25 protein-coding genes are annotated in these 21124 nt (G+C 61.8%); 11 read left to right on the top strand and 14 right to left on the bottom strand.

The window, feature by feature from the left end:
- Positions 1 to 21 precede the first annotated feature (21 nt).
- The gene (locus HU736_RS20515) at positions 22 to 507 is read left to right on the top strand and encodes a MaoC family dehydratase (RefSeq protein ID WP_103436503.1); all 486 of its coding nucleotides are present in this window, start codon (positions 22 to 24) and stop codon (positions 505 to 507) included.
- Between the two features lie 3 nt (positions 508 to 510).
- On the opposite strand, the gene HU736_RS20510 is transcribed toward HU736_RS20515, so the two are convergent.
- Genes HU736_RS20510 through HU736_RS20495 form a run of 4 tightly spaced genes read right to left on the bottom strand, consistent with a single transcriptional unit; the run spans position 511 to position 3086 of the window.
- Positions 511 to 1749, bottom strand: a complete 1239-nt coding sequence (locus HU736_RS20510) for an RNA polymerase sigma factor (protein ID WP_186697824.1) — start codon at positions 1747 to 1749, stop codon at positions 511 to 513.
- Positions 1749 to 2240, bottom strand: a complete 492-nt coding sequence (locus HU736_RS20505; RefSeq protein WP_186697822.1) for an SRPBCC family protein — start codon at positions 2238 to 2240, stop codon at positions 1749 to 1751. Before HU736_RS20505 ends, HU736_RS20510 begins: the two co-directional genes overlap by 1 nt.
- 18 nt (positions 2241 to 2258) lie before the next feature.
- On the bottom strand, positions 2259 to 2603 hold the full coding sequence (locus HU736_RS20500) for a YciI family protein (protein ID WP_186697820.1): 345 nt from the start codon (positions 2601 to 2603) through the stop codon (positions 2259 to 2261).
- A 57-nt stretch (positions 2604 to 2660) separates the two neighbouring features.
- The gene (locus tag HU736_RS20495) at positions 2661 to 3086 is read right to left on the bottom strand and encodes a YybH family protein (protein WP_181088226.1); all 426 of its coding nucleotides are present in this window, start codon (positions 3084 to 3086) and stop codon (positions 2661 to 2663) included.
- 159 nt (positions 3087 to 3245) lie between these two features.
- Between HU736_RS20495 and HU736_RS20490 the strand changes: the two genes are divergently transcribed.
- Positions 3246 to 4037: an AraC family transcriptional regulator gene (locus tag HU736_RS20490; RefSeq protein WP_186697818.1), complete on the top strand. Its 792-nt coding sequence runs from the start codon at positions 3246 to 3248 to the stop codon at positions 4035 to 4037.
- Here HU736_RS20490 and HU736_RS20485 read toward each other — a convergent pair.
- Positions 4007 to 4645, bottom strand: coding sequence for a LysE family translocator (locus HU736_RS20485; protein WP_186697816.1), 639 nt, complete (start codon positions 4643 to 4645; stop codon positions 4007 to 4009). The two genes, HU736_RS20490 and HU736_RS20485, sit on opposite strands and share 31 nt — an antisense overlap.
- Positions 4646 to 4785: 140 nt before the next feature.
- Positions 4786 to 5739 (bottom strand): threonine dehydratase, encoded by a 954-nt coding sequence (locus HU736_RS20480; protein ID WP_186697814.1) that lies wholly within the window; start codon positions 5737 to 5739, stop codon positions 4786 to 4788.
- Between the two features lie 74 nt (positions 5740 to 5813).
- Between HU736_RS20480 and HU736_RS20475 the strand changes: the two genes are divergently transcribed.
- Complete coding sequence (locus tag HU736_RS20475) at positions 5814 to 7175, top strand: aminotransferase-like domain-containing protein (protein ID WP_225913102.1); 1362 nt, start codon at positions 5814 to 5816, stop codon at positions 7173 to 7175.
- Here HU736_RS20475 and HU736_RS20470 read toward each other — a convergent pair whose 3' ends face one another.
- On the bottom strand, positions 7176 to 7433 hold the full coding sequence (locus tag HU736_RS20470) for a DUF2790 domain-containing protein (RefSeq protein ID WP_103436496.1): 258 nt from the start codon (positions 7431 to 7433) through the stop codon (positions 7176 to 7178).
- Between the two features lie 252 nt (positions 7434 to 7685).
- Between HU736_RS20470 and HU736_RS20465 the strand changes: the two genes are divergently transcribed.
- Entirely contained in the window at positions 7686 to 8135 is a 450-nt protein-coding gene (locus tag HU736_RS20465) for a GNAT family N-acetyltransferase (RefSeq protein ID WP_367615300.1), read from the top strand.
- Here HU736_RS20465 and def read toward each other — a convergent pair.
- The 3 genes from def to HU736_RS20450 form a co-directional block, all read right to left on the bottom strand.
- A complete protein-coding gene (gene def, locus HU736_RS20460) occupies positions 8090 to 8626 on the bottom strand; it encodes a peptide deformylase (RefSeq protein WP_101317540.1) in 537 nt (178 codons plus the stop codon). The genes HU736_RS20465 and def overlap by 46 nt on opposite strands.
- Positions 8626 to 9582: a YihY/virulence factor BrkB family protein gene (locus HU736_RS20455; protein ID WP_186697811.1), complete on the bottom strand. Its 957-nt coding sequence runs from the start codon at positions 9580 to 9582 to the stop codon at positions 8626 to 8628. The genes def and HU736_RS20455 overlap by 1 nt, the downstream gene beginning before the upstream one ends.
- 165 nt (positions 9583 to 9747) lie before the next feature.
- Positions 9748 to 9927, bottom strand: coding sequence for a CsbD family protein (locus HU736_RS20450; protein ID WP_101317536.1), 180 nt, complete (start codon positions 9925 to 9927; stop codon positions 9748 to 9750).
- A 255-nt stretch (positions 9928 to 10182) separates the two neighbouring features.
- Here HU736_RS20450 and HU736_RS20445 point away from each other — a divergent pair, with 255 nt between their 5' ends.
- Positions 10183 to 10563, top strand: a complete 381-nt coding sequence (locus HU736_RS20445) for a hypothetical protein (RefSeq protein WP_103436494.1) — start codon at positions 10183 to 10185, stop codon at positions 10561 to 10563.
- Here the strand turns inward: HU736_RS20445 and HU736_RS20440 are convergent, their stop codons facing one another.
- Complete coding sequence (locus tag HU736_RS20440) at positions 10564 to 11400, bottom strand: CvfB family protein (RefSeq protein WP_103436493.1); 837 nt, start codon at positions 11398 to 11400, stop codon at positions 10564 to 10566.
- Between the two features lie 129 nt (positions 11401 to 11529).
- Here HU736_RS20440 and HU736_RS20435 point away from each other — a divergent pair, with 129 nt between their 5' ends.
- On the top strand, positions 11530 to 12399 hold the full coding sequence (locus HU736_RS20435) for a DUF6279 family lipoprotein (protein WP_103436492.1): 870 nt from the start codon (positions 11530 to 11532) through the stop codon (positions 12397 to 12399).
- 3 nt (positions 12400 to 12402) lie between these two features.
- Here HU736_RS20435 and aceK read toward each other — a convergent pair whose 3' ends face one another.
- Positions 12403 to 14121 carry a bifunctional isocitrate dehydrogenase kinase/phosphatase gene (gene aceK / locus HU736_RS20430; RefSeq protein ID WP_186697809.1) on the bottom strand — a complete coding sequence of 573 codons (1719 nt, stop codon included), beginning with the start codon at positions 14119 to 14121 and terminating at the stop codon, positions 12403 to 12405.
- Between the two features lie 114 nt (positions 14122 to 14235).
- Here aceK and HU736_RS20425 point away from each other — a divergent pair, with 114 nt between their 5' ends.
- Complete coding sequence (locus HU736_RS20425; RefSeq protein ID WP_186697807.1) at positions 14236 to 15132, top strand: DMT family transporter; 897 nt, start codon at positions 14236 to 14238, stop codon at positions 15130 to 15132.
- Positions 15129 to 15599, top strand: a complete 471-nt coding sequence (locus HU736_RS20420) for a DUF4265 domain-containing protein (protein WP_103436489.1) — start codon at positions 15129 to 15131, stop codon at positions 15597 to 15599. The genes HU736_RS20425 and HU736_RS20420 overlap by 4 nt, the downstream gene beginning before the upstream one ends.
- Before the next feature lies 1 nt (position 15600).
- Here HU736_RS20420 and HU736_RS20415 read toward each other — a convergent pair whose 3' ends face one another.
- Together HU736_RS20415 and cysK are read right to left on the bottom strand one after the other, a co-directional pair.
- A complete protein-coding gene (locus HU736_RS20415; protein WP_103436488.1) occupies positions 15601 to 16536 on the bottom strand; it encodes an aspartyl/asparaginyl beta-hydroxylase domain-containing protein in 936 nt (311 codons plus the stop codon).
- Positions 16537 to 16765: 229 nt separating this feature from the next.
- On the bottom strand, positions 16766 to 17740 hold the full coding sequence (gene cysK, locus HU736_RS20410; protein WP_103436487.1) for a cysteine synthase A: 975 nt from the start codon (positions 17738 to 17740) through the stop codon (positions 16766 to 16768).
- Positions 17741 to 17865: 125 nt separating this feature from the next.
- Here cysK and HU736_RS20405 point away from each other — a divergent pair, with 125 nt between their 5' ends.
- The 3 genes from HU736_RS20405 (at position 17866) to HU736_RS20395 (ending at position 21110) form a co-directional block, all read left to right on the top strand.
- Entirely contained in the window at positions 17866 to 18939 is a 1074-nt protein-coding gene (locus tag HU736_RS20405; RefSeq protein ID WP_103436486.1) for a DUF748 domain-containing protein, read from the top strand.
- A gap of 134 nt (positions 18940 to 19073) precedes the next feature.
- A complete protein-coding gene (locus HU736_RS20400; RefSeq protein ID WP_101317515.1) occupies positions 19074 to 19919 on the top strand; it encodes an AAA family ATPase in 846 nt (281 codons plus the stop codon).
- Positions 19920 to 19931: 12 nt separating this feature from the next.
- Complete coding sequence (locus HU736_RS20395) at positions 19932 to 21110, top strand: vWA domain-containing protein (protein ID WP_186697805.1); 1179 nt, start codon at positions 19932 to 19934, stop codon at positions 21108 to 21110.
- Positions 21111 to 21124 lie beyond the last annotated feature (14 nt).

Below are 21124 nucleotides of genomic sequence, written 5' to 3'. Positions count from 1 at the left end.
TCCGCCAATAAGGAAGCCCTGATGACCCAGGTCACCAACACCCCCTACGAAGCCCTCGAAGTGGGTCAGAAAAATGAAGAGTTCGTAAAGCGCGTTGAAGAGCGCGACATCCAGCTCTTCGCCGCCATGTCCGGTGACCACAACCCCGTCCACCTCGATGCCGAGTACGCTGCCAAGACCATCTTCCGCGAGCGGATTGCCCACGGCATGTTCACCGGCGCCTTGATCAGCGCGGCAGTGGCCTGCAACCTGCCCGGCCCAGGCACGGTGTATCTGGGCCAGCAGATGAGTTTCCAGAAGCCGGTAAAAATCGGCGACACACTGACCGTGCGCCTGGAAATCCTCGAAAAGCTGCCCAAGTTCAAGGTGCGTATCGCCACAAATGTCTACAACCAGAACAATGAGCTGGTGATTGCCGGCGAAGCCGAGATTCTCGCGCCGCGCAAGCAGCAGACCGTGCAGCTGGTGACGCCGCCGACCTTCGAGCCGAGCGTTGCCGAAGCCTGACTTCTAGCGGCCCTGCAAGTCGCCCAGGCGCTGCTCGATGTAGCGCCGCTCCGGCCCTTGTTGAGTCAGTATCAGGGCTCGCTGCCACGCTGCGCGAGCCTGCTCGGTCTGGCCCAGTTGGCCGTGCAGTTCTGCGCAGGCGGCGTGCGCCAGGTGATAGTCGAGCAGTTCGCCGCGCTGCAACAGCGCTTCGATCAGCACCAAGCCCGCCTGCGGGCCATCGCGTCTGGCAAGGGCTGCGGCGCGATTGAGTTCGATCACCGGTGATGGCCAGTGGCGCTGCAATACATCGTACAAACCAATGATCTGCGCCCAGTCGGTATCCTCCGGGCGTAGCGCTTCTGCATGCAGCGCCGCGATCGCCGCTTGCAGGCTGTAGATACCGGCCGGGCCAGCGCGCAGCGCCTGTTCGGCCAACTGGCAGCCTTCGGCGATCTGCTGGTGATTCCACAGGCGGCGATCCTGTTGATCGAGCAGTACCAGGTTACCGTCAAGGTCACTGCGCGCTGCTTGCCGGGAAGCTTGCAGCAGCATCAGTGCCAACAGGCCTGTTACCTGCGGGGCCGGCAGCAGTTGCAGCAGCAGTCGACCAAGCCGAATCGCCTCATCACACAGCTCACGGCGCACCACCGCTTCACCCGAGCTTGCTGAATAGCCTTCGTTGAAGACCAGGTAAATCACCCGCAGGACACTATCCAGACGCTCTGCCAGCTCGGCCTGCTCGGGGACCTGATAGGCGATACCGGCATCGCGGATCTTCGCCTTGGCGCGGACGATGCGCTGGGCAATGGTTGCTGGACGCTGGACAAAGGCATTGGCAATCTGCTCGGTGCTGAGGCCACAGACTTCACGCAGGGTCAGCGGCACCTGGACATCCGCAGCTAGCGCGGGGTGGCAGCAGGTGAAGATCAGGCGCAAGCGGTCATCGCCGAGTAGCGCTTCATCACCGGGGTCGTCATCGCTGGGCACAAGCATGATCAGATCCGCCTGGGCATGATCGAAACGGGCATGTCTGCGCAACAGATCGATGGCCTTGAAGCGCCCGGTCGACACCAGCCAGGCCCGTGGATTGCTGGGGATGCCATCACGCTGCCAGCGCTCGACCGCGATGAAAAACGCCTCGTGCATGGCCTCCTCGGCCAGGTCGAAATCCCCCAGCAAGCGAATCAACGTGGCCAGAATGCGCCGCGAGTCTCGTCGGTAGAGCTCATCTACCACCTCACGCAGCTGCTCGCCGAGCATCAGTCAGGCATCTGCTGAGTGACTACCTCCACCAGGCGGTCCAGGCTTTGTCCCCAACCCTGGTGAAAGCCCATTTCTTCATGGGCGCGGCAATCCTCGGCATTCCAGTGCAGCGCGCGGGCGGTATAGCGGGTCTTGCCGTGTTCATCATCGAAGGTCACCACTGCGGTCATGAAGGCCTTGGCGGCGGGGACCCAGCCCGGCCGAAACGCATCGGTGAAGACCAGCCGACGTGGCGCCACGATTTCCAGGAAGACACCCTGGTTATTGTATTCGGTGCCGTCCGCAGTGCGCATCAAGGTCCGGAACAGGCCGCCAACCCACAGCTGCATTTCGCATTCCGGGGTGGTCATGCCGTGCGGCCCCCACCATTTCATCAGCCATTGCGGTTCGCTCCAGGTGCGGAATACCTTCGCCGGTGGGGCGTCGATCAGGCGAGTGATGGACAGTTCATGTTCGGCCACTGCAGAGCCTGCGTGTGCGTGCGTCATTGTTGTTGTGCTCCACGTTCAAGGTTGTAGTTCGCGCACCGGGCGGACCTCGACGCTGCCGACTCGGGCGGCGGGGATGCCTTTGGCGATGTTCAACGCTTCATTGAGGTCGCGCGCTTCGATCAGATAGAAACCGGCGAGCTGTTCCTTGGTTTCGGCGAATGGCCCGTCGGTCAGGCTCATCTGGCCATTGCGTACGCGCACCGTGGTCGCGGCCTGGACAGACTGCAGCGCCTGCGCGGCGAGCACGCGGCCGCTGCCCTCCAGTACCTGCGCATAAGCCTGGCATTCGGCATCGGCGGGGCTGTCGGGCAAGCTGTGCAGCAGCCCCTCGTCACAATAGACCAGGCACAGGTATTTCATGATTGCCTCCAACGTCAGTGGACAATGCATTTGGCGATAACAGCAGGCGTGCTCAGCTCAAGGTTGCAGGTTGAACAGCGCCTTCTGGGTTTGCATGTCGAACGGCGCCGACCAGTGCTCGTGGATGACCTGCCACTGCGCGCCACTGCGACGATAGCCGACCGTAACGCGCATGAAGCCGCATTGGCTGTCGTCATCTGCCGGCCCGCAGCGATTGAGCCAGTGGGCCAGGGCGAGGTTGTCATCGACATGCAGGGTCAGTTGATGGATCTCGAACACCATCTCGCCCGAGCACATGCCCATGCACATTTCCCAGTGCGCACGGTAGGCGGCCTTGCCCTTGAAGTGCAGGGCCTGAATGGCGTCAAAGGCGACGACGTCTTCGGCGTAGGGAGCAACGATTGCATCGATGTCACGCTCGCGCACGGCCTGCATCCAGCTGTCGATCTGTTGACGCAGTTGCGATTCGGTTGAGGTAGTCATATTGGGCTCTCGGCCAGGGCAGCGCAGGATCATCCAGCGCCTTCATGACTAGTCGAATGGCGAGAGGCGAAATCGACAGGCACTGAAAAATATTTTTTTGAGCCTGATCGACGGGTACCATTGGCCACTGCACTCCTGCTGCCGCCTATGGGTATTGCCATGCCTTTGACCAGCGAAACCCTGCCTGCCAGCCCGCATTTCGAGCTGAGCTGGGTGCGCGCGCAAGGCGGTGCCAGCTTCCCGCGGCATACCCATGACGAGTACGTGATCGGCGCCAATCTCAGTGGCCAGGAGCGGATTTGGCTCGATGGCCGCGAGCTGGAGGTGGCGCCAGGCCAAATCACCTTGTACAACCCGCTGGCCGTGCAGGGTTCGGAATTTGCCGCGACAGGTGTGGAATACATCAGCCTGCACCTGGCGCCAGCGGCGATCACGCAACTGATCAGCGCCGACAATCTGCGCTCGACCGCTACTGCCCCGAGTTTGCAGCAAGGCGTGCTGCAGCGGCCGCAGCTGTTTGCTGCGTTGCTGGAGCTGGCCCGGGCCAGTGACGAGCAACGCGAACAGGCCGAGCTGTTGTTGCTCGTGCAATTGCTGGAGCAACCCGCCAGCGCCGCCCATGAGCAGTCAGCGGCCGTCGCTACCAGCCAGGCATTCATGCGTGAGCATCTGCAGCAACGGCTGCCTCTCGAGCAGCTGGCGCAGGTCGCCGGCTTGAGCAAATATCACTTCGTACGCTGCTTCAAAAAGGCCACCGGCCTGGGCCCGTTGCAGTACCACATGCAACTGCGCCTGATCGAAGCGCGGCGCCGGTTACGTCTTGGCCAACACGCACAGGACGTGGCGCTGGACCTGGGTTTCTATGACCAGAGCCACTTCATCACAGCGTTTCGCCGGGTACATGGCGTGACGCCGCAACATTACGCGGCGGCAAGAATGAATTCGCGGTAGCCCGAAACGATCACGTACACCGCGAAGTAGCAGAAAATCGCTGCCGACAGCAGGTAAGACCAGGTCAGCAAGCGGTCACCGAGCAAGCGCCCGCCGTGGCTGGCAATACCGCACAAGCTCACGCACCAGAGCAGGCCGGCCGCGAAGAAACCGCCGAGAAACACAACCGCGTCGAGCAAGCTGCCAGCGCCCGAGCGGGAGATCAGCACACCGCCGACCGCAGCGAACCAGAGAATCGCGCTTGGCGATGACATCGCCAGAAACACGCCTCGCGCAAACTCGCGCCAGCCCGACTCGACCACCACCTCGGCGCGCTCATCGAGATGCCCACCGCGCCAGGCGGCCAGCAGCATCTTCAGCGCAAACCAGATCAACAACGCCGAACCACCAAGCCACAGCACCCAGCGCACACTCTCGAACTGCAGCAGCACGGTCATCCCCGCCAACGCAGCGATGGCGTAGATCAGGTCACCTACGCAGGTGCCCAGGCCTAACCAGAATCCCTGAAGAAAACCACGCTGCATGGCCAGGGTGATCATGGCGATATTGGCGATGCCGATGTCCAGACACAGCGACAGGCTCAGTAGAAATCCGTTGGAAAAAGGCATGGGTAATGGCTACGCGACAGATCAGGTGGCGCTGATTAAGCCACAGGCCAACGGCGCCGGTATTGGAAGAAATTGCCTGCTCCCCGGCTGCACCGATCTTCACTTACCCGTCTCAACGTACGCCAGCGCTGTCTGGGTATTCAGCCGCTCAAGACCTGCCCATAACGCTGACGATCGATATTCGCGCCACTGAGCACCACCGCCACGCGCTTGCCCTGCTGGCGCTCACGTTCTTGCAGCAGCGCAGCCAAACCTGCAGCGCCTGCACCTTCAGAAGTGTTGTGAGTGGTTTCGTGGTAAATGCGCATGGCCTCGGCGATCTCGTCATCGGTCACCCGCACGATCCGCGCGGCATGCTGATGGATCAGGGCAAAGGCATCCGGGTGCGGCATCCGACAGGCCATGCCATCGGCAAAGGTGTTGGCCGTGGCGGTGGTGACGATGCGGCCCTGTTCGAAGCTCTGCGCGTAGGCGTCGGCGGCAGTCGAGACCACGCCGACGATTTCGGTCTTGAGCCCAAGGAGGTTGCGCGCCTGAATCAACCCGCAGATACCCGAGCCCATGCCGATCGGCACGTACACGCAGTCCAGCGTGGCGACCGCATCGAACAGCTCCAGGGCATAGGTCGCCACGCCGCGCACCAGCTCCGGGTGAAACGACGGCACCATCTGGTAGCCCAGCTCGTTGGCCAACCGCGCGGCTTCCTCGCGGGCCAGATCGAAGTCGGCACCATGCTCGATCAGCTCGGCGCCCAAGGCCCGCATGGCCGCGTTTTTCTCCCGCGAGTTGCCTTGCGGAACGACGATCACCAGCGGGATACCCGCCTGGCGCGCTGCCAACGCCATGCTCTGGCCGTGGTTGCCGCGGGTGGCCGTGACCAGCCCTTTCGGCGGCTGCCCGTGCGCCAGTAACGAACGCACGTAGACCAGGCCACCGCGCACCTTGAACGCGCCGGTCGGGGCGTGATTTTCGTGTTTGACCCACACTTCGCAGCCGGCCCGCTCGGCCAGCAGCGGCCAGACATGCTGCGGCGTTGCGGGCAGGTGTTGGTGGACGAAATCAGCAGCTTCGCGCAGTGCGGCCAGGTCGAACATGACGATCTTCCTTCATCGTGTGAGTTGTCTTGATCCTAGGCGCGGGGCATTGTATGGGTAAATCGATATATTGCATGGGTGGCAATTTCATGTGGATCCCGACGCTGACTGCCAGCGATCAGCCGCGTTATCTGGCGCTGGTCGATACCATCGCCGACGCCATCGAGCGCGGTGAGCTCAAGGTTGGCCAGCGCCTGCCGCCGCAGCGGCGCCTGGCGTGGGCGCTCGGGCTCAACCCAAGCACCACCCAGCAAGCCTACCGCGAAGCCGCTGCCCGTCATCTGGTCGCTGGCGCGGTGGGCCGTGGTACCTATGTGCTGGCGGGCAGCAAGGAAGCCACCCTGTTCCGCCTCAAGCGCCACGATGCAGAACAAGCGGTGATCGACCTGTCGACCAACGTGCCAGTGGTCGATCCCGACAACCGAGATCTGCAGGCCAGCCTGCACAGGCTGCTCGAACTCGAGCAGTCTGGCTTGCTCGAGCATTACCTGGGGCCTGAGCAATTGCTGGCGGGGCGCGTACACGGGGCACGCTGGCTGGCCGAACGCGGCTTGACTCTCGCGACCGACGAGCTGCTGCTGTGTGCCGGCGCGCAATACGCGCTGAACTGCGTGTTGCAGTCAGTGTGCGAGGACGGTGAAGCGGTGATGGTCGAGGCGCTGACGGCGCCTGGGATCAAAGCGGCGTGCCGGCAATTGCGTTTGCCAGTGCACGGCGTGGCGCTGGATGAGCACGGCCTGCGTCCGGATGAGCTGGACCGCGTCACGCGTGCCAGCGGCGCCCGCGTGCTAGTGATCACCCCGACCCTGCACAACCCGACCTCAACCTGCATGGACGCGGCGCGCCGCCAGGCCATCGCCGAGGTGGTCAAACGTCATCAGCTGTTGGTGATCGAAGATGATGTGTACGGCGCACTGAGCGAGCAGCCGCCGCTGTACCCCCTGCTTGAGGGTCGCGGGATTCTGGTAACCAGCCTGTCGAAAACGGTTGCCGCCGGCTTGCGCGTGGGTTGGATCGTGGCCCAGCCGTCCCTGCTCGCGCAGATCGAGCCGCACAGCCAGGCGAGTCACTGGTCGGTCTCGCCGCTGGATCTGCATATCGCCTGCCAGTGGATCGCCGACGGTACTGCCGTCCGCCGCCTGGCCTGGAACCGCCAGGAGACTGCCGAGCGCTGGCGACTGGCCCGCAGTGTATTGGGCGCGGCGTTGCTCGACGACCGGCAGGCCTCACCGCACGTATGGTTAGCGGCACCGGCCGGCGCCGAGGCGCTGGCCGCTGATTGCCGCAGGCGCGGGGTCGAGGTCGTTCCCGGCAACGTTTTCGCGATTGGTGTGGATGAGGTCAAGGCCGTGCGGATCAGCCTGTCGGCAGCCACCAGCCGAGCACAGCTCAAACAAGGCCTGGAGGCCGTCCGTCAGGCCCTGGCCGAGGCCTGATCAGCCCTGGCTGCAACCCTCACCCATCGCCCGGTACTGCAGGGTATGGACCTGGCCCTGATGATCCTCGTAAGTCATGGTGGCAGGCACCACATCGCAGACATTGGGCAGGGTCGACAGGCTGATCACGCGCTTGATGTCGAGGTTGGTGCCGTATTCATATTGCACCGCCACAGGTGGACTGGACACCGGTTGAGCCTCTTTTGCGAAGGCGAACGAGGACACACCGACGAGTGCAAGAATCAGTAGAGCTTTCATGAGAGTTGGCCTTTGAGGCGATCAAGCTGAGCGATTGACTTCAGTCCGCCGTCATTGGCGCGCAGAAGTTGTCATCGAGTGCACCGATGGCACGAACTACCGGTCCCGCTTTGTCGTACTGCTGAGGGGGATGAGACAATTTTACGCCTGTTACGCAATACTTGAACCCCACGGTAGGACATACAGCCTTGCGCAATGTGCAACAGTCTGCGACAACCCCCGGCGCCCGCTACCGCTGAACTGGAACACACGATGACTGCCCTGACCTACGCGTCCCTCTGCGGACTGGAGCAACGCCTGCTTGATCACTTCTATCGCCAGCAAGGCTCGCGCATGCGCTCGGCAGCCGGCGGCGCGCTGTGGGTAGCGCGTGCCGGCGCAATCGTTGCGGGGATGAGCTTGAGCCCGGTAGCCCACGGCCAGTGGCTGACCGGGCTGCTGGTCGACCCACAGTGGCGTGGGCGTGGCATTGCTGGGCAGTTGATTGAGGCCTCGCTGGCAACTGCAGCGGGCCCCGTGTGGCTGTTCTGCCACCCGGAGCTACTGCCGTTCTATCAGCGATTGGGCTTTGGCCCCGCGCATGATCTGCCCGAGGCGCTGAGCATGCGTCTGGCGCGCTATCAGCGCAGCAAAAACCTGGTCGCGCTTGGTCGTGATCAGTCGTCGCCGATGTCCAGCCCAGGGAACAACACCTCGGTGTAGCCAAACCGGGAGAAGTCCTGGATCCGCGATGGATACAGGCGACCGATCAGATGATCACACTCATGCTGCACGACCCGTGCATGGAAGCCTTCAGCGACGCGCTCGATCAAGTTGCCCTCAGGGTCGATGCCGCTGTAGCTGATGCGCGTGAACCGCGGCACCACACCGCGCAAGCCCGGCACCGACAGACAGCCCTCCCAGCCCTCCTCGGTCTCACTCGACAGCGGTGTAATGACCGGGTTGAGCAGAATGGTCTGCGGCACTGCCTCGGCGTCTGGGTAGCGCTCGCTGTGCTCGAAGCCGAAGATCACCAGTTGCAGGTCGACGCCGATCTGCGGCGCGGCCAGGCCAACGCCACCGACGTGGTGCATGGTCTCGAACATATCGGTGATCAACTGCTGTAGTTCGGCGCTGCCAAGCAGGTGTTCGGGAACAGGCGGGGCGATGCGCAGCAGGCGCTCATCGCCCATTTTCAGGATGTCACGGATCATCAGCGGTTCGGCTCTGGGCTCGGGGGTTCGGTCGCCACCGGACGCTCATGACCCAGCACAGACACAGTCTCCTTCGGCTTGTCGCCGTCAAAGTCCTTCTCGCCTGGGTCTTTACCCTCGGCGGACATGTGCTCGATCACCGCGTTCATCTCGGCGCCGAGCAAGAGTACGGCGGCTGAAATATAGAAGTACAGCAGCAGCACGATAATTGCCCCGATGCTGCCGTACATGGCGTTGTAGTCGGCGAAGGTCTTGACGTAATAACCAAAGCCCAGCGAGGCGATGATCCACACCACCACCGCCAGCACCGAGCCTGGGGTAATGAACTTGAATTTCTGTTTCACGTCCGGCATGACGTAGTAGATCAACGCCACCGCGACCATCATCAGCACAACGATTGCCGGCCAGCGCACGATCGTCCACAGAGTAACGATGAACTCCTGCATGCCCACCTGCGCCGCAATCCACTCCATTACCTGTGGGCCCAATACCATCAACGCCGCCGCTGCCAGGAGCATGCCAGCGATGCCGATGGTGTAGAAGATCGAAAGCGGGATGCGCTTCCACACCGGGCGCCCTTCCGGAACGTCGTAAGCGGCGTTCATCGCACTCATCATCAAGCGCACACCGGCCGAGGCAGTCCACAGGGCAATCACGATACCCACCGAGAGCAGGCCACCCTTGGACTGCTGCAATTGGTCGATCACCGGATTGACCTGTTCCAGTGCCTGCGGCGGCAGCACCAGCTCGGACTGCAAGCGCAGCCAGGAGAAGAAGTCAGGCAGGTGCAGGAAACCGATCAGGGCAATCAGGAACAGCAGGAACGGGAACAGCGAAAACAGCATCTGGTAGGCCAGAGCCGACGCGTAGGTGGACATCTCGTCATCGAGAAACTCACTGACGGTGCGCACCAGCACACGGTGCAGGGGGAGGCCCTGCAGGGCGTTAAAAATCATAGCGTCTCCTTTCGCCGCTCGATCATCTTGGCTGCCGGCCGACGATGCGACAGGCCTTATGGTATGCATGCAAGTCTAATAGACCACGCCAGGAGCGTTGCTGCTCAATGCCTCATTAAAGAAAACGGCCACCCTTGGGCAGCCGTTTTCCTACGTAATCAGCGCTTATGGCTTTTTAACAGCGTCTTTGACATCGCCGACTTTCTGCTGTGCTTCGCCTTTGACTTCCTGCGCCTTGCCTTCTGCACGCAGCTTGTCGTTGTCGGTGACCTTGCCGACACCTTGCTTGATGTTACCTACCGCTTCGTTGGCCAAGCCTTTCGCTTTGTCTTTGGTGCCACTCATGGGGAAGTTCCTTTTAGGCAAAGACGCGAGATAACCGCGTCGACATACGAATCGACCGGTGGCTTTTGCCAAGAGTTTCATTTTTTCTCGATCATTGCCTTGCGCGCAAAACCATCAGGCGCTGAAACATCGGCAAACAGCCGCCCCCTTGCAGGCAGCCGGGTAAAGCGACATCAGGGTGTGCAAGCCTTGCTCGCCCGCGCGCCACCCCGCACAATGTCAGGTCATCTCAAGCGTCAACCCGCAGGAACCTGCATGAAACTCGACAAACCCGCCGCCATCGCCCGGCGCAACCAAGCGCTGGCCCGGCCGGTGCTGACCAGCGACAACTGCCTGTTCGCCATCCTCGACCCCAAGCGCAACCTGTGGTGGTTCGACATCCCGATGCGGCTGCTGGTCAAAGGCCAGCCCGACTGGGTCAACCTGCTGCTGCACAGCCCGGAGTCAGACGAGCTGGAGCACCTGAAAGTGCCGATCAACTACCTGCGTGCGCACCAGGAGCAACTGGAGGTGCGCAACGCCGGCAAGCGCCGTTCGACCATCAGTCTGGCCCTCAGCGCTGACCGCGATTCGCTGCTGCGCGACACCCGGCCGGGCGGCGAGCAGCTGGACTTCCGCACCTTCGTCCAGGACTGATCAGACCCGCTCGATGCGATCGTCAAGGATGACGATACGGCCGGCCTTGAACAACGCGCCAATGGCTTTCTTGAAGTTGCCCTTGCTGACGTTGAACAGGCCGCTGATCACCTGCGGATCACTCTTGTCACACACTGCCAGAGTACCGCCAGCAGCTTCCAGCTTGGCCATGATCTGCTCTTGCAGGCCATCGGCCAGGGCCTGACCAACCGGCTGCAGGCTCAGGGCGATCTTGCCGTCCTGGCGCACTTCCTTGATGAAGCCCTTCTCGTGCATGCCCGAACGCAGGAACTTGAATATCTCGTTCTTGTGAATCAATCCCCAATGGCGGTTGTTGATGATCGCCTTGAAGCCGAGATCGGTTTCATCGGCCACCAGCAGCTCAACTGGCTGGCCTGCGGTGTACGCGGCCGGGGTCAGGTCGAGGTAGCGGTCCAGCCGCGCGGTGGCGGTGATACGGCGGGTGCGTTTGTCCAGGTAGACATGGACAACACAGTAATCGCCAATCTTCAGCGAGCGTTTCTCTTCCGAGTAGGGCATCAGCAAGTCTTTGCTCAGGCCCCAGTCGAGGAAGATACCAGCCCCATTGATATCTTTTACCTTCAGGCTGGCGAACTCGCCGACCTGCACCTTGGGCTTCTCGGTGGTGGCGATCAGCTGGTCTTCGCTGTCCAGGTAGATGAACACGTTGAGCCAGTCATCGAGCTCGGTGGGCGTATCCTTGGGGATGTAACGCCGCGGCAGGAGGATTTCGCCGTCGGCGCCGCCATCCAGGTACAGGCCGAATTCGACGTGCTTGACGATTTGCAAACTGTTGTAACGCCCAAGTAGAGCCATTTCCGATGTTCCTCAAGACAAGGCGGCTATTCTACACCTGAACCCGCCGCCTCGCCCGACCGCTGGTTCGACTGAACTGCAAACCCGCCGCTGCGTCTATTGCTGGCACGCTCTTGCAAGGATTCGCTCATGCCTGTCTGCCTGACCAACGCCCTGCGCTTCAGCTTTGTCGTCCTGCTCTGCGCCGCCACCCTGCTCGGCTGCAGCCGCATCGACCTTGCCTATCGCAACCTCGACACGCTGGTGCCGTGGTCGCTGGGCGATTATCTGGACATGAACCGCGAGCAGAAAAACTGGCTCGACCAGCGTCTCCAGGCGCACCTGGCCTGGCACTGCACCACACAGCTGCCCGGCTACCTCGACTGGCTCGACCGCATGCGTGCGATGGTCGCCGAGGATCAAGTCACCGATCAGGCCTTGCAGCAGCGCACAGCAGAGGCCCGCGAGGCGATTGCCCGGGTCACCGAAGCAATCACCCCGTCCGCCGTCGAACTGCTGCGCGGCATGGATGATCAGCAGGTCGAAGAGATGCGCCAGGCATTCGCGGATGACATCCGCGAGCGCCAGCGCACCTACGTCGACACGCCTCTGGCCAAGCAGATCAGCAAACGCGCCGAACGTATGGAGAAACGCATCAAGCCCTGGCTCGGCGAACTCAACGCCGCCCAGCGCCTGCGCGTGCAAACCTGGTCGCAAGCCTTGGGCGACCAGAACCGTCAGTGGATCGCCAACCGCGCGCACTGGCAGCAACAGTTGCTGCTGGCCATGCAGCAACGTGTGACGCCCAGCTTCGAACCGCGCGTCGCACAGCTGCTGCAGCACAAAGAAAGCCTGTGGACGCAGGACTATCGCAAAGCGTTCAACAACACCGAACTCCAGGCGCGCGGCCTGCTGGTCGACCTGATCAAGGACAGCACACCCGCCCAGCGTCAGTTTCTGCAAGAGCGCCTGAGCAAGGTGCGCACCAGCTTCAGTGAACTGAAATGCCTCAAGGGCTGACGGTCATTCGCGCGGCTGACGTCGGTAAGGGAACACATCGATGACCTTGCCGCCGGCAATGGCCGCCTGCAGCCCTTTCCAGTAATCGGCGTCGTATAACTCCCCATGCAGCTTGCTGAACAGGCGGCGCTGGCCGATATCGGCGAACAGAAACGGTGGGAATTCTTCCGGGAACACATCATGGATGCCAATCGAATACCACGGCTCACCTGACATCTCGTCCTCGGGATAGCGCGGCGGCGGGATATGGCGAAAGTTGACCTCATCGAGAAAGCAGATTTCGTCGTAATCGTAAAACACCACCCGCCCATGGCGGGTTACGCCGAAGTTCTTCAGCAGCATGTCACCGGGGAAGATATTGGCCGCCGCCAGCTGCTTGATCGCCAGGCCGTAATCTTCCAGCGCCTCCAGCACCTGGGCGTCGCTGGCCTGTTCCAGATACAGATTCAGCGGCGTCATCCGCCGTTCGGTCCAGCAGTGGCGGATCAGCACCGTATCGCCCTCCAGCACCACGGTGGACGGGGCCACTTCCAGCAACTCGGCCAGGCACGCGGCCTCGAACTTTTCCCGCGGGAAGCGAAAGTCAGCGAACTCCTGGGTGTCGGCCATGCGCCCGACCCGATCGACGCTTTTTACCAGGCGGTATTTGTCGATCACCGTAGCACGGTCGACTGTTTTTGATGGTGCAAAACGGTCCTTGATGATCTTGAACACCGTGGTGAAGCCCGGCAGGGTAAATACGCTCATGACCATGCCACGCACACCCGGCGCCATGACGAAGCGGTCGTCGCTGCTGGCCAGATGATTGATCAGTGCCCGATAGAACTCCGACTTGCCATGCTTGTAGAAGCCAATCGAGGTATACAGCTCGGCCACATGTTTGCCGGGCAGGATACGTTTGAGAAAGCTGACGAACTCCGCCGGCGCCGGCACATCGACCATGAAATAGGAGCGGGTGAAAGAGAAAATGATCGACACCTCGGCTTCGTCGGTGATCACGGCGTCCGCCTCCAGGCCATGACCTTCGCGGTGCAGCAGTGGAATTACCAGCGGCCACTGCTCATCCCGGGTATACAAACGGCCTACCAGATACGCACCTTTGTTGCGATACAGCACGGGCGCAAACAGCTCCAGTGCCAGGCTCGGGTCCTTGCACACCCAGTCGGGCAAGCTGCTGCGCAGTTGCTGTTCAAGGCGGCTGACGTCGCTGGGCAAGTCCGCATAGTCGACACTGAACGGGTAATCGGCAAACACCCGGTGCAACAACCCGCTCAAGCTACCGTTGGCCTGATAAATGCGCGTCTGCGCAGCGCGCTGATGGTCGCGCAGGGCCGGCCGGGTGGTGTGGATGAACATGCAGCTGTCGCTGATCAGGTCATGGCTGAACAGGCTGCAGAACAGCGAGTTGTACCAGGTCTCGGCCAGCTCATCGTCCAGCCGCGGGTCAATCAGCCCAATGTAGGCGCTCTTGACCAACGGCCATTGTGCGACATCGAGCAATAGCGCCTCGGCAAATCCCTTGCGCAGCCAGCCGTTGACCTCGACGACCTTCTCCTCATACAAGCTGATCCGCGCAGCTGCCGCCCGCTGGCTGTCGTGCCAGTCAGCGCGCTCGAATCGCTCGCGCGCACCCAGGGTTATCTGCCGGAAGTGCTCGCGGTAGTTATCGAAGCCATCGAGCACCCTGCGGGCGATTTCGCTGGCGGGCCAGTGCTGGGACATACCGATGCCTCTGCAGGATTCAAGCGCTCAGCTTAGTAGCGGCGCAAGAAAGGACAAGAACCTGCCCAGCGCACTCACGTACACTCCCACCCTGCCCTGATTCTGGAGACCCCCGTGAGCCCCATCGCCCTCGCCCGCCTGCTGACCCTTGCCGCTGTCTGGGGGGCCAGTTTCCTGTTCATGCGCATCATCGCCCCGGAGCTCGGCACCGTGCCGACGGCATTTTTCCGGGTTTCGATCGCGTGCCTGGGCTTGATCGCGATCCTGGCCGTGGGGCGGGTGCCATGGCAGTTCAACGGCAAGCTCGGTGCCTGCCTGCTGCTGGGCATGATCAACTCGGGCATCCCGGCGACGTTCTACTCGGTGGCCGCGCAGGTGCTGCCTGCGGGTTACTCGGCGATCTTCAACGCCACCACGCCGCTGATGGGCGTGGTGATCGGCGCGCTGTTCTTCCACGAGCCGATGACAGTCAGCAAGCTGGCGGGAATTTTTCTTGGCCTGCTCGGCGTCGGCATCCTCAGTGGCGCCGGCCCGGTGGCACTGGACCTGGCCCTGGTGCAAGGCGCGCTGGCGTGCCTGGCCGCGACCACCTGCTACGGCTTTGCCGGCTATCTCGCACGGCGCTGGATCAGCGGCCTGGACAGCCGCCTGTCGGCCCTGGGCAGCATGCTCGGCGCAACCATGCTGTTGAGCCCACTGTTCGCCTGGAGCGCCCTCAGCCAGCCACCTGCCAGTTGGGGCGGCTGGCAGGTGTGGCTGTCGTTGCTCGGACTGGGCCTGCTGTGCACGGCTTTTGCCTACATCCTGTACTTCCGCCTGCTGGCCGAAATCGGCCCGGTCAAGGCCAGTACCGTGACCTTCCTGATCCCGGTCTTCGGCGTGCTGTGGGGCGCCTGGTTGCTGGATGAGTCGCTGTCGATGGGCCACCTGTACGGCGGGCTGCTGATCGGCGTCGCGCTGTGGCTGGTACTCAGGCCTGCACCGCGCGCGCTGACGCAGGCGCGCTCATGAGCACGGAGCACTCGCCGGTGTTCAAAAAGGTCCTGTTCCGCCTAGAGCAGGATGCGCAAGGCTACCCTCCGGCTTCGGTGGAAGGCCTGTGGGCGCAGCAGACAGAGGCTGGCTACCTGATCGACAGCATCCCGTTCTACGCCTACGGCATCGCCCCCGGCGACCTGATCAGCGTCAGCGAAGCCGATGGCCAGGCGTGGTTTGCGGCGTTGAGCAACAGTGGCGGCGCCAGCGTGTTTCGCGTGCTGGTCAAGTTATCTGGGGCGTTGGAGCCGGTGCGCGCAGCGCTGAGCGAGTTCGGTTGCCCCAGCGAAGTGGAGCAGGCGGTGAAGATGCTGGCGGTGCAGGTGCCGCCGACGCAGTCGCTCGACACCTTGCTCTATTACTTGCTGACCCAGCGCGAAGCTGGGACGCTGGAGTTCGAGGAAGGCGTGTTACGCCACGCCATCCCCGCAGAGTTTCGTTGAGTCAGAACAACCAGCGATACAGCAGGTAAGCCACCAGTACGGCCAGGATCGGCCGCAGAATGCGGTAGGCCTTGGGGTTGGAGCGCTTGAACTGTTTGACCCGGGTGCTGATCTTGTTGCTGAAACGCTTGCTCCAGGCATAGGCCTGGTTGATCCCGCCGACGCGCTCGTCATCGGTGTTCTGCGGTGCAGTAGCACGGCCGAGAAAGGCACTGACCTTACGGTTGATACGGGTCATCAGCGGGCTGGTCAGCGGCCGCTCGATGTCACAGAACAGGATCACCCGAGTGACGTCGGTCTCGTTCTTGACCCAGTGCACAAAGGTCTCGTCGAACATCACGTCTTCCCCGTCACGCCAGGCATACGGCTCGCCGTCGACGTAGATGCGGCAGTTGTCGGAGTTGGGTGTGGACAGCCCGAGGTGATAGCGCAACGAACCGGCGAACGGATCGCGGTGTGGGTTCAGGTGGCTACCACCTGGCAGCAGGGCAAACATCGCGCCCTTGACGCTGGGGATGCTGCTGACCAGCTCGACGGTCTTCGGGCACAGCGCCTCGGCCGACGGCAGTGGTTTGTCGTACCACTTCAGGTAAAAGCGCTTCCAGCCCTTCTTGAAGAACGAGCCAAAGCCTGCGTCGTTGTCTTTTTCGGCGGCGCGGATGTAGCCCTCGTCGAACAGGCGCATGGCCTCTTCACGAATCACCGGCCAGTTGTCCTTGAGCACATCCAGCTCAGGGAAGCGCTGGCGATCCAGGTAGGGCTTGGACGGCACGCCGGAGAACAGATACATCAGGCTGTTGTAGGGGGCGAACAGCGCCGAATGGTTGACGAACTGACGCAGCACGGGCAAGCGCGCCTTGCCGCGCAAATGGACGTACAGCACGCTGCCGAAGAACACCAGCAGGACACCCGCCTTGGCGACAAAGGAAAAGCTCATGCAACACTCCTTGGAGTAGGAAATCAGGCCATCACTTGCAGATAGCCGAACATCATAAACCCATCCGCCCGCAGTAAAAACAGCTTGCGCCGGATAGCAATGTTGAAGATTTTGTAATAAAGGCTTTCGCGGGGTATTGCGCGGGGTCAGGCAATTGCGCGGTACACGCCCTGCGCCGGGAATCCAAAGCGGCTCTCGGTTTGCTCAAGAGCCGCCATGACACGGGATTTTACTGCTGGTTTTCCTGCTCGGTGAACAGGTCAGAGAAGAGCATGCTCGACAGATAGCGCTCGCCCGAGTCGGGCAGGATCACCACGATGGTCTTGCCGGTCATCTCTGGCTTTTCGGCCAGGCGCACGGCCGCAGCCATCGCTGCACCACAGGAGATACCGCAGAGAATACCCTCTTCCTGCATCAGGCGCAGGGCCATGGCCTTGGCTTCGTCATCGCTGACCGTCTCGACCTGGTCGACAATCGACAGATCAAGGTTCTTCGGGATGAACCCGGCGCCAATGCCCTGGATCTTGTGCGGGCTGGGCTTGAGCTCCTGGCCGGCCAGCGCTTGGGTGATCAGGGGCGAGGCCACCGGCTCGACCGCTACTGACAGGATCGGCTTGCCCTGGGTGTGCTTGATGTAGCGGGAAATACCAGTGATGGTGCCGCCCGTGCCGACGCCTGCAACCAGCACGTCAACCGCGCCGTCGGTGTCGTTCCAGATTTCCGGGCCGGTGGTTTTTTCATGGATAGCCGGGTTGGCCGGGTTGTCGAACTGGCCAGGCTGGAAATACATCTGCGGGTCCGAAGCAACGATTTCGTTGGCCTTGTCGATGGCGCCTTTCATGCCCAGCGCAGGCTCGGTCAGCACCAGCTCGGCGCCCAGCGCCTTGAGCACCTTGCGCCGCTCCAGGCTCATTGAAGCGGGCATGGTCAGCAGCAGCTTGTAGCCACGGGCGGCGGCAACGAAGGCCAGGCCGATACCGGTGTTGCCCGAAGTCGGCTCGACCAGGGTCATGCCCGGCTTGAGTTTGCCACTGCCTTCGGCGTCCCAGACCATGTTCGCGCCGATCCGGCATTTGACCGAGTAGCCGGGGTTACGCCCCTCGATCTTGGCCAGGATGGTCACCCCGCGCGGGGCGATGCGGTTGATCTGCACCAGCGGCGTGTTGCCGATGGAATGGGCGTTGTCTGCGTAGATACGGCTCATTGGCAGGGTCCTTAACCGAGCGGGGAAAGCCTCAAGGGTAAGCCTGCCCGCAAGCAGCGTAAAGCCCGGTCGAACTCCCCGGCGATGCCTGCGGTCAACCGCTCAACCTGCTTTGGAGAGCCCTCATGACAGCCCGCTATCGCCGGCCACTGGTCGCCCTGGTCAGCCTGCTTGTGATACTGCTTGCCGTGCACCTGGCCCTGCCCTACCTGATCCGCGACTATTTGAACGAAAAACTGGCCGACATGGGTGACTACCGCGGCCAGATCAGCGACGTCGACCTGGCGTGGTGGCGCGGCGCCTACCAGATCAACGGCCTGAAGATCGTCAAGACCACCGGCAAGGTGCCAGTGCCTTTCGTTGATGCGCCGAAAATCGACTTTTCGGTGAGCTGGCATTCCTTGTGGTACGACCACGCAGTGGTGGCCGAGGTGACCTTCCTGCGCCCGGAGCTTAACTTCGTCGACGGTGGCAACAAGCAGAACTCGCAGACCGGTCAAGGCACCGACTGGCGCCAACAGCTGGAAAAACTGCTGCCGATCACCCTCAACGAAGTGCGCATCGATGACGGTACGCTGACCTTCCGCAACTTCAACTCCAAGCCGCCGGTAACGCTCAAGGCCACGCAGTTGCAGGCGAGCATCCGCAACCTGACCAATGTGCGTGATGCCGAGGGCCGCCGCGACGCCAGCTTCGAGGGCACAGCGCGCCTGCTCGGCGATGCCAGGGTCGAGAGCAAGGCGACCTTTGACCCGTTCAGCGACTTCGATGATTTCGAGTTCCGCCTGCGCGCCACCGGCATTGAACTGCGCAAGATGAATGACTTCGCCAGTGCCTATGGCAAGTTCGACTTCAATGCCGGCAACGGCGACGTGGTGATCGAGGCTCAGGCCGAAAAAGGCCGACTCAAGGGCTACATCAAACCGCTGCTGCGCAATGTGGAAGTATTCAACTGGCAGCAAGACGTCGAGAACAAAGACAAGAGCTTTTTCCGTTCGATCTGGGAAGCGGTGGTCGGCGCTACCGAAACCGTGCTGAAGAACCAGCCGGAAAACCAGTTCGCCACCCGCGTCGAGCTCAGCGGCAGTGTGCATCAGCAGAACATCAACGGCTTCGAGGCGTTTCTGCAGATCCTGCGCAATGGCTTCATCCAGGCGTTCAGTGCGCGCTATGAAAGGCCCGCGCCTGACACTGAATGAAAGGCGGCGCGACGCACCATTCAGAGACTGAATACCCGGTCTGCGTTTGCAGCTGCCCAGGTGCGGCGTATAGTCCAGTACACATTTAGATAGCCTTGCCTGGGCCGGCCCAGACACTTGCAGAGGATTGGTTGATGAAGTTCGAAGGCACTCGCGACTACGTCGCCACCGATGATCTGAAACTGGCGGTCAATGCGGCAGTTACCCTCGAACGCCCGCTACTGATCAAAGGCGAGCCCGGCACCGGCAAGACCATGCTCGCCGAACAACTGGCGGCATCGTTTGGCGCGAAGCTGATCACCTGGCACATCAAATCCACCACCAAAGCCCATCAAGGCCTCTACGAGTACGATGCGGTCAGCCGCCTGCGCGACTCGCAGCTGGGTGTGGACAAGGTCCACGATGTGCGCAACTACCTTAAAAAGGGCAAGTTGTGGGAAGCCTTCGAGGCTGAAGAGCGGGTCATTCTGCTGATCGACGAGATCGACAAGGCCGACATCGAGTTTCCCAATGACCTGCTGCAAGAACTCGACAAGATGGAGTTCTACGTCTACGAAATCGACGAGACCATCAAGGCCAAGCAGCGCCCGATCATCATCATTACCTCCAACAACGAAAAAGAGCTGCCGGATGCGTTTCTGCGCCGCTGCTTCTTCCACTACATCGCCTTCCCTGATCGCGACACCCTGCAGAAGATCGTCGATGTGCACTACCCGAACATCAAGCAGTCGCTGGTCAGCGAGGCGCTGGATGTGTTCTTCGATGTGCGCAAGGTGCCAGGCCTGAAGAAAAAACCCTCGACCTCCGAGCTGGTCGATTGGCTCAAGCTGCTGATGGCCGACAACATCGGCGAAGCGGTTCTGCGCGAGCGTGACCCGACCAAGGCCATCCCGCCGCTGGCCGGCGCCTTGGTCAAGAACGAGCAGGACGTGCAGTTGCTTGAGCGCCTGGCGTTCATGAGCCGGCGCGGTAATCGCTGACAGGAGCCAGTCATGCTGCTCAACCTGTTCAACGAAATGCGCGCGGCCAAGGTGCCGGTGTCGGTGCGTGAACTGCTCGACCTGCTCAATGCCCTGCAGCAGCGGGTGGTGTTCGCCGACATGGACGAGTTCTACTTTCTGGCGCGGACCATTCTGGTCAAGGATGAACGCCACTTCGACAAGTTCGACCGGGCTTTTTCAGCGTACTTCCAAGGTCTGGAAAACCTCGACCGGCACCTTGAGGCGCTGATCCCTGAAGACTGGCTGCGCAAGGAGTTCGAGCGTTCGCTGACCGATGAGGAACGCGCGCAGATCCAGTCGCTGGGCGGTTTGGACAAGCTCATCGAAGAGTTCAAGAAACGCCTCGAAGAACAGAAAAAACGCCATGCCGGTGGCAACAAGTGGATCGGCACCGGCGGCACCAGCCCGTTCGGCTCAGGCGGCTACAACCCTGAAGGCATTCGCGTTGGCGACGCCGGCGAGCGCCGCGGCAAGGCGGTCAAGGTCTGGGAGCAGCGCGAGTACAGGAACCTCGATGATCAGGTCGAGTTGGGCACGCGCAACATCAAGCTGGCCCTGCGCCGCCTGCGCAAGTTCGCTCGCCAGGGCGCGGCCGAAGAGCTCGACATCGACGGCACCATCGACCACACCGCCCGCGATGCCGGCCTGCTCAATATCCAGATGCGCCCGGAGCGGCGCAATACCGTAAAGCTGCTGTTGCTGTTCGACATCGGCGGCTCGATGGATGCCCACGTACGCATTTGCGAGGAGTTGTTTTCAGCGTGCAAGACCGAGTTCAAGCACCTGGAGTATTACTACTTCCATAACTGCGTGTATGAGTCGGTGTGGAAGAACAACCTGCGGCGCAACGCCGAGCGCTTCGCCACCGTCGACCTGCTGCACAAGTACGGCGATGACTACAAGGTGGTGTTCGTCGGCGACGCGGCCATGGCGCCGTATGAAATTACCCAGCCCGGCGGCAGTGTCGAGCACTGGAACGAGGAAGCCGGGTATGTCTGGGTGCGGCGGATCAAGGAAAAATTCAAGAAGGTGGTGTGGATCAATCCGTATCCCAAACAGGCCTGGGAGCACACCACGTCGACCCACCTGATCCGCGAGCTGATCGAAGACAAGATGTACCCGCTGACCTTGCAAGGTTTGGAAGACGCCATGAAGTACCTGGCCAAGTAACCCCGGCCGTTCAG

This window comes from Pseudomonas shirazensis (genome assembly GCF_014268785.2).
GTDB classification, from domain to species: domain Bacteria; phylum Pseudomonadota; class Gammaproteobacteria; order Pseudomonadales; family Pseudomonadaceae; genus Aquipseudomonas; species Aquipseudomonas shirazensis.
The sequence above is the reverse complement of the archived record's forward strand: the minus strand, read 5'-3'. Positions and strand labels throughout refer to the sequence as shown.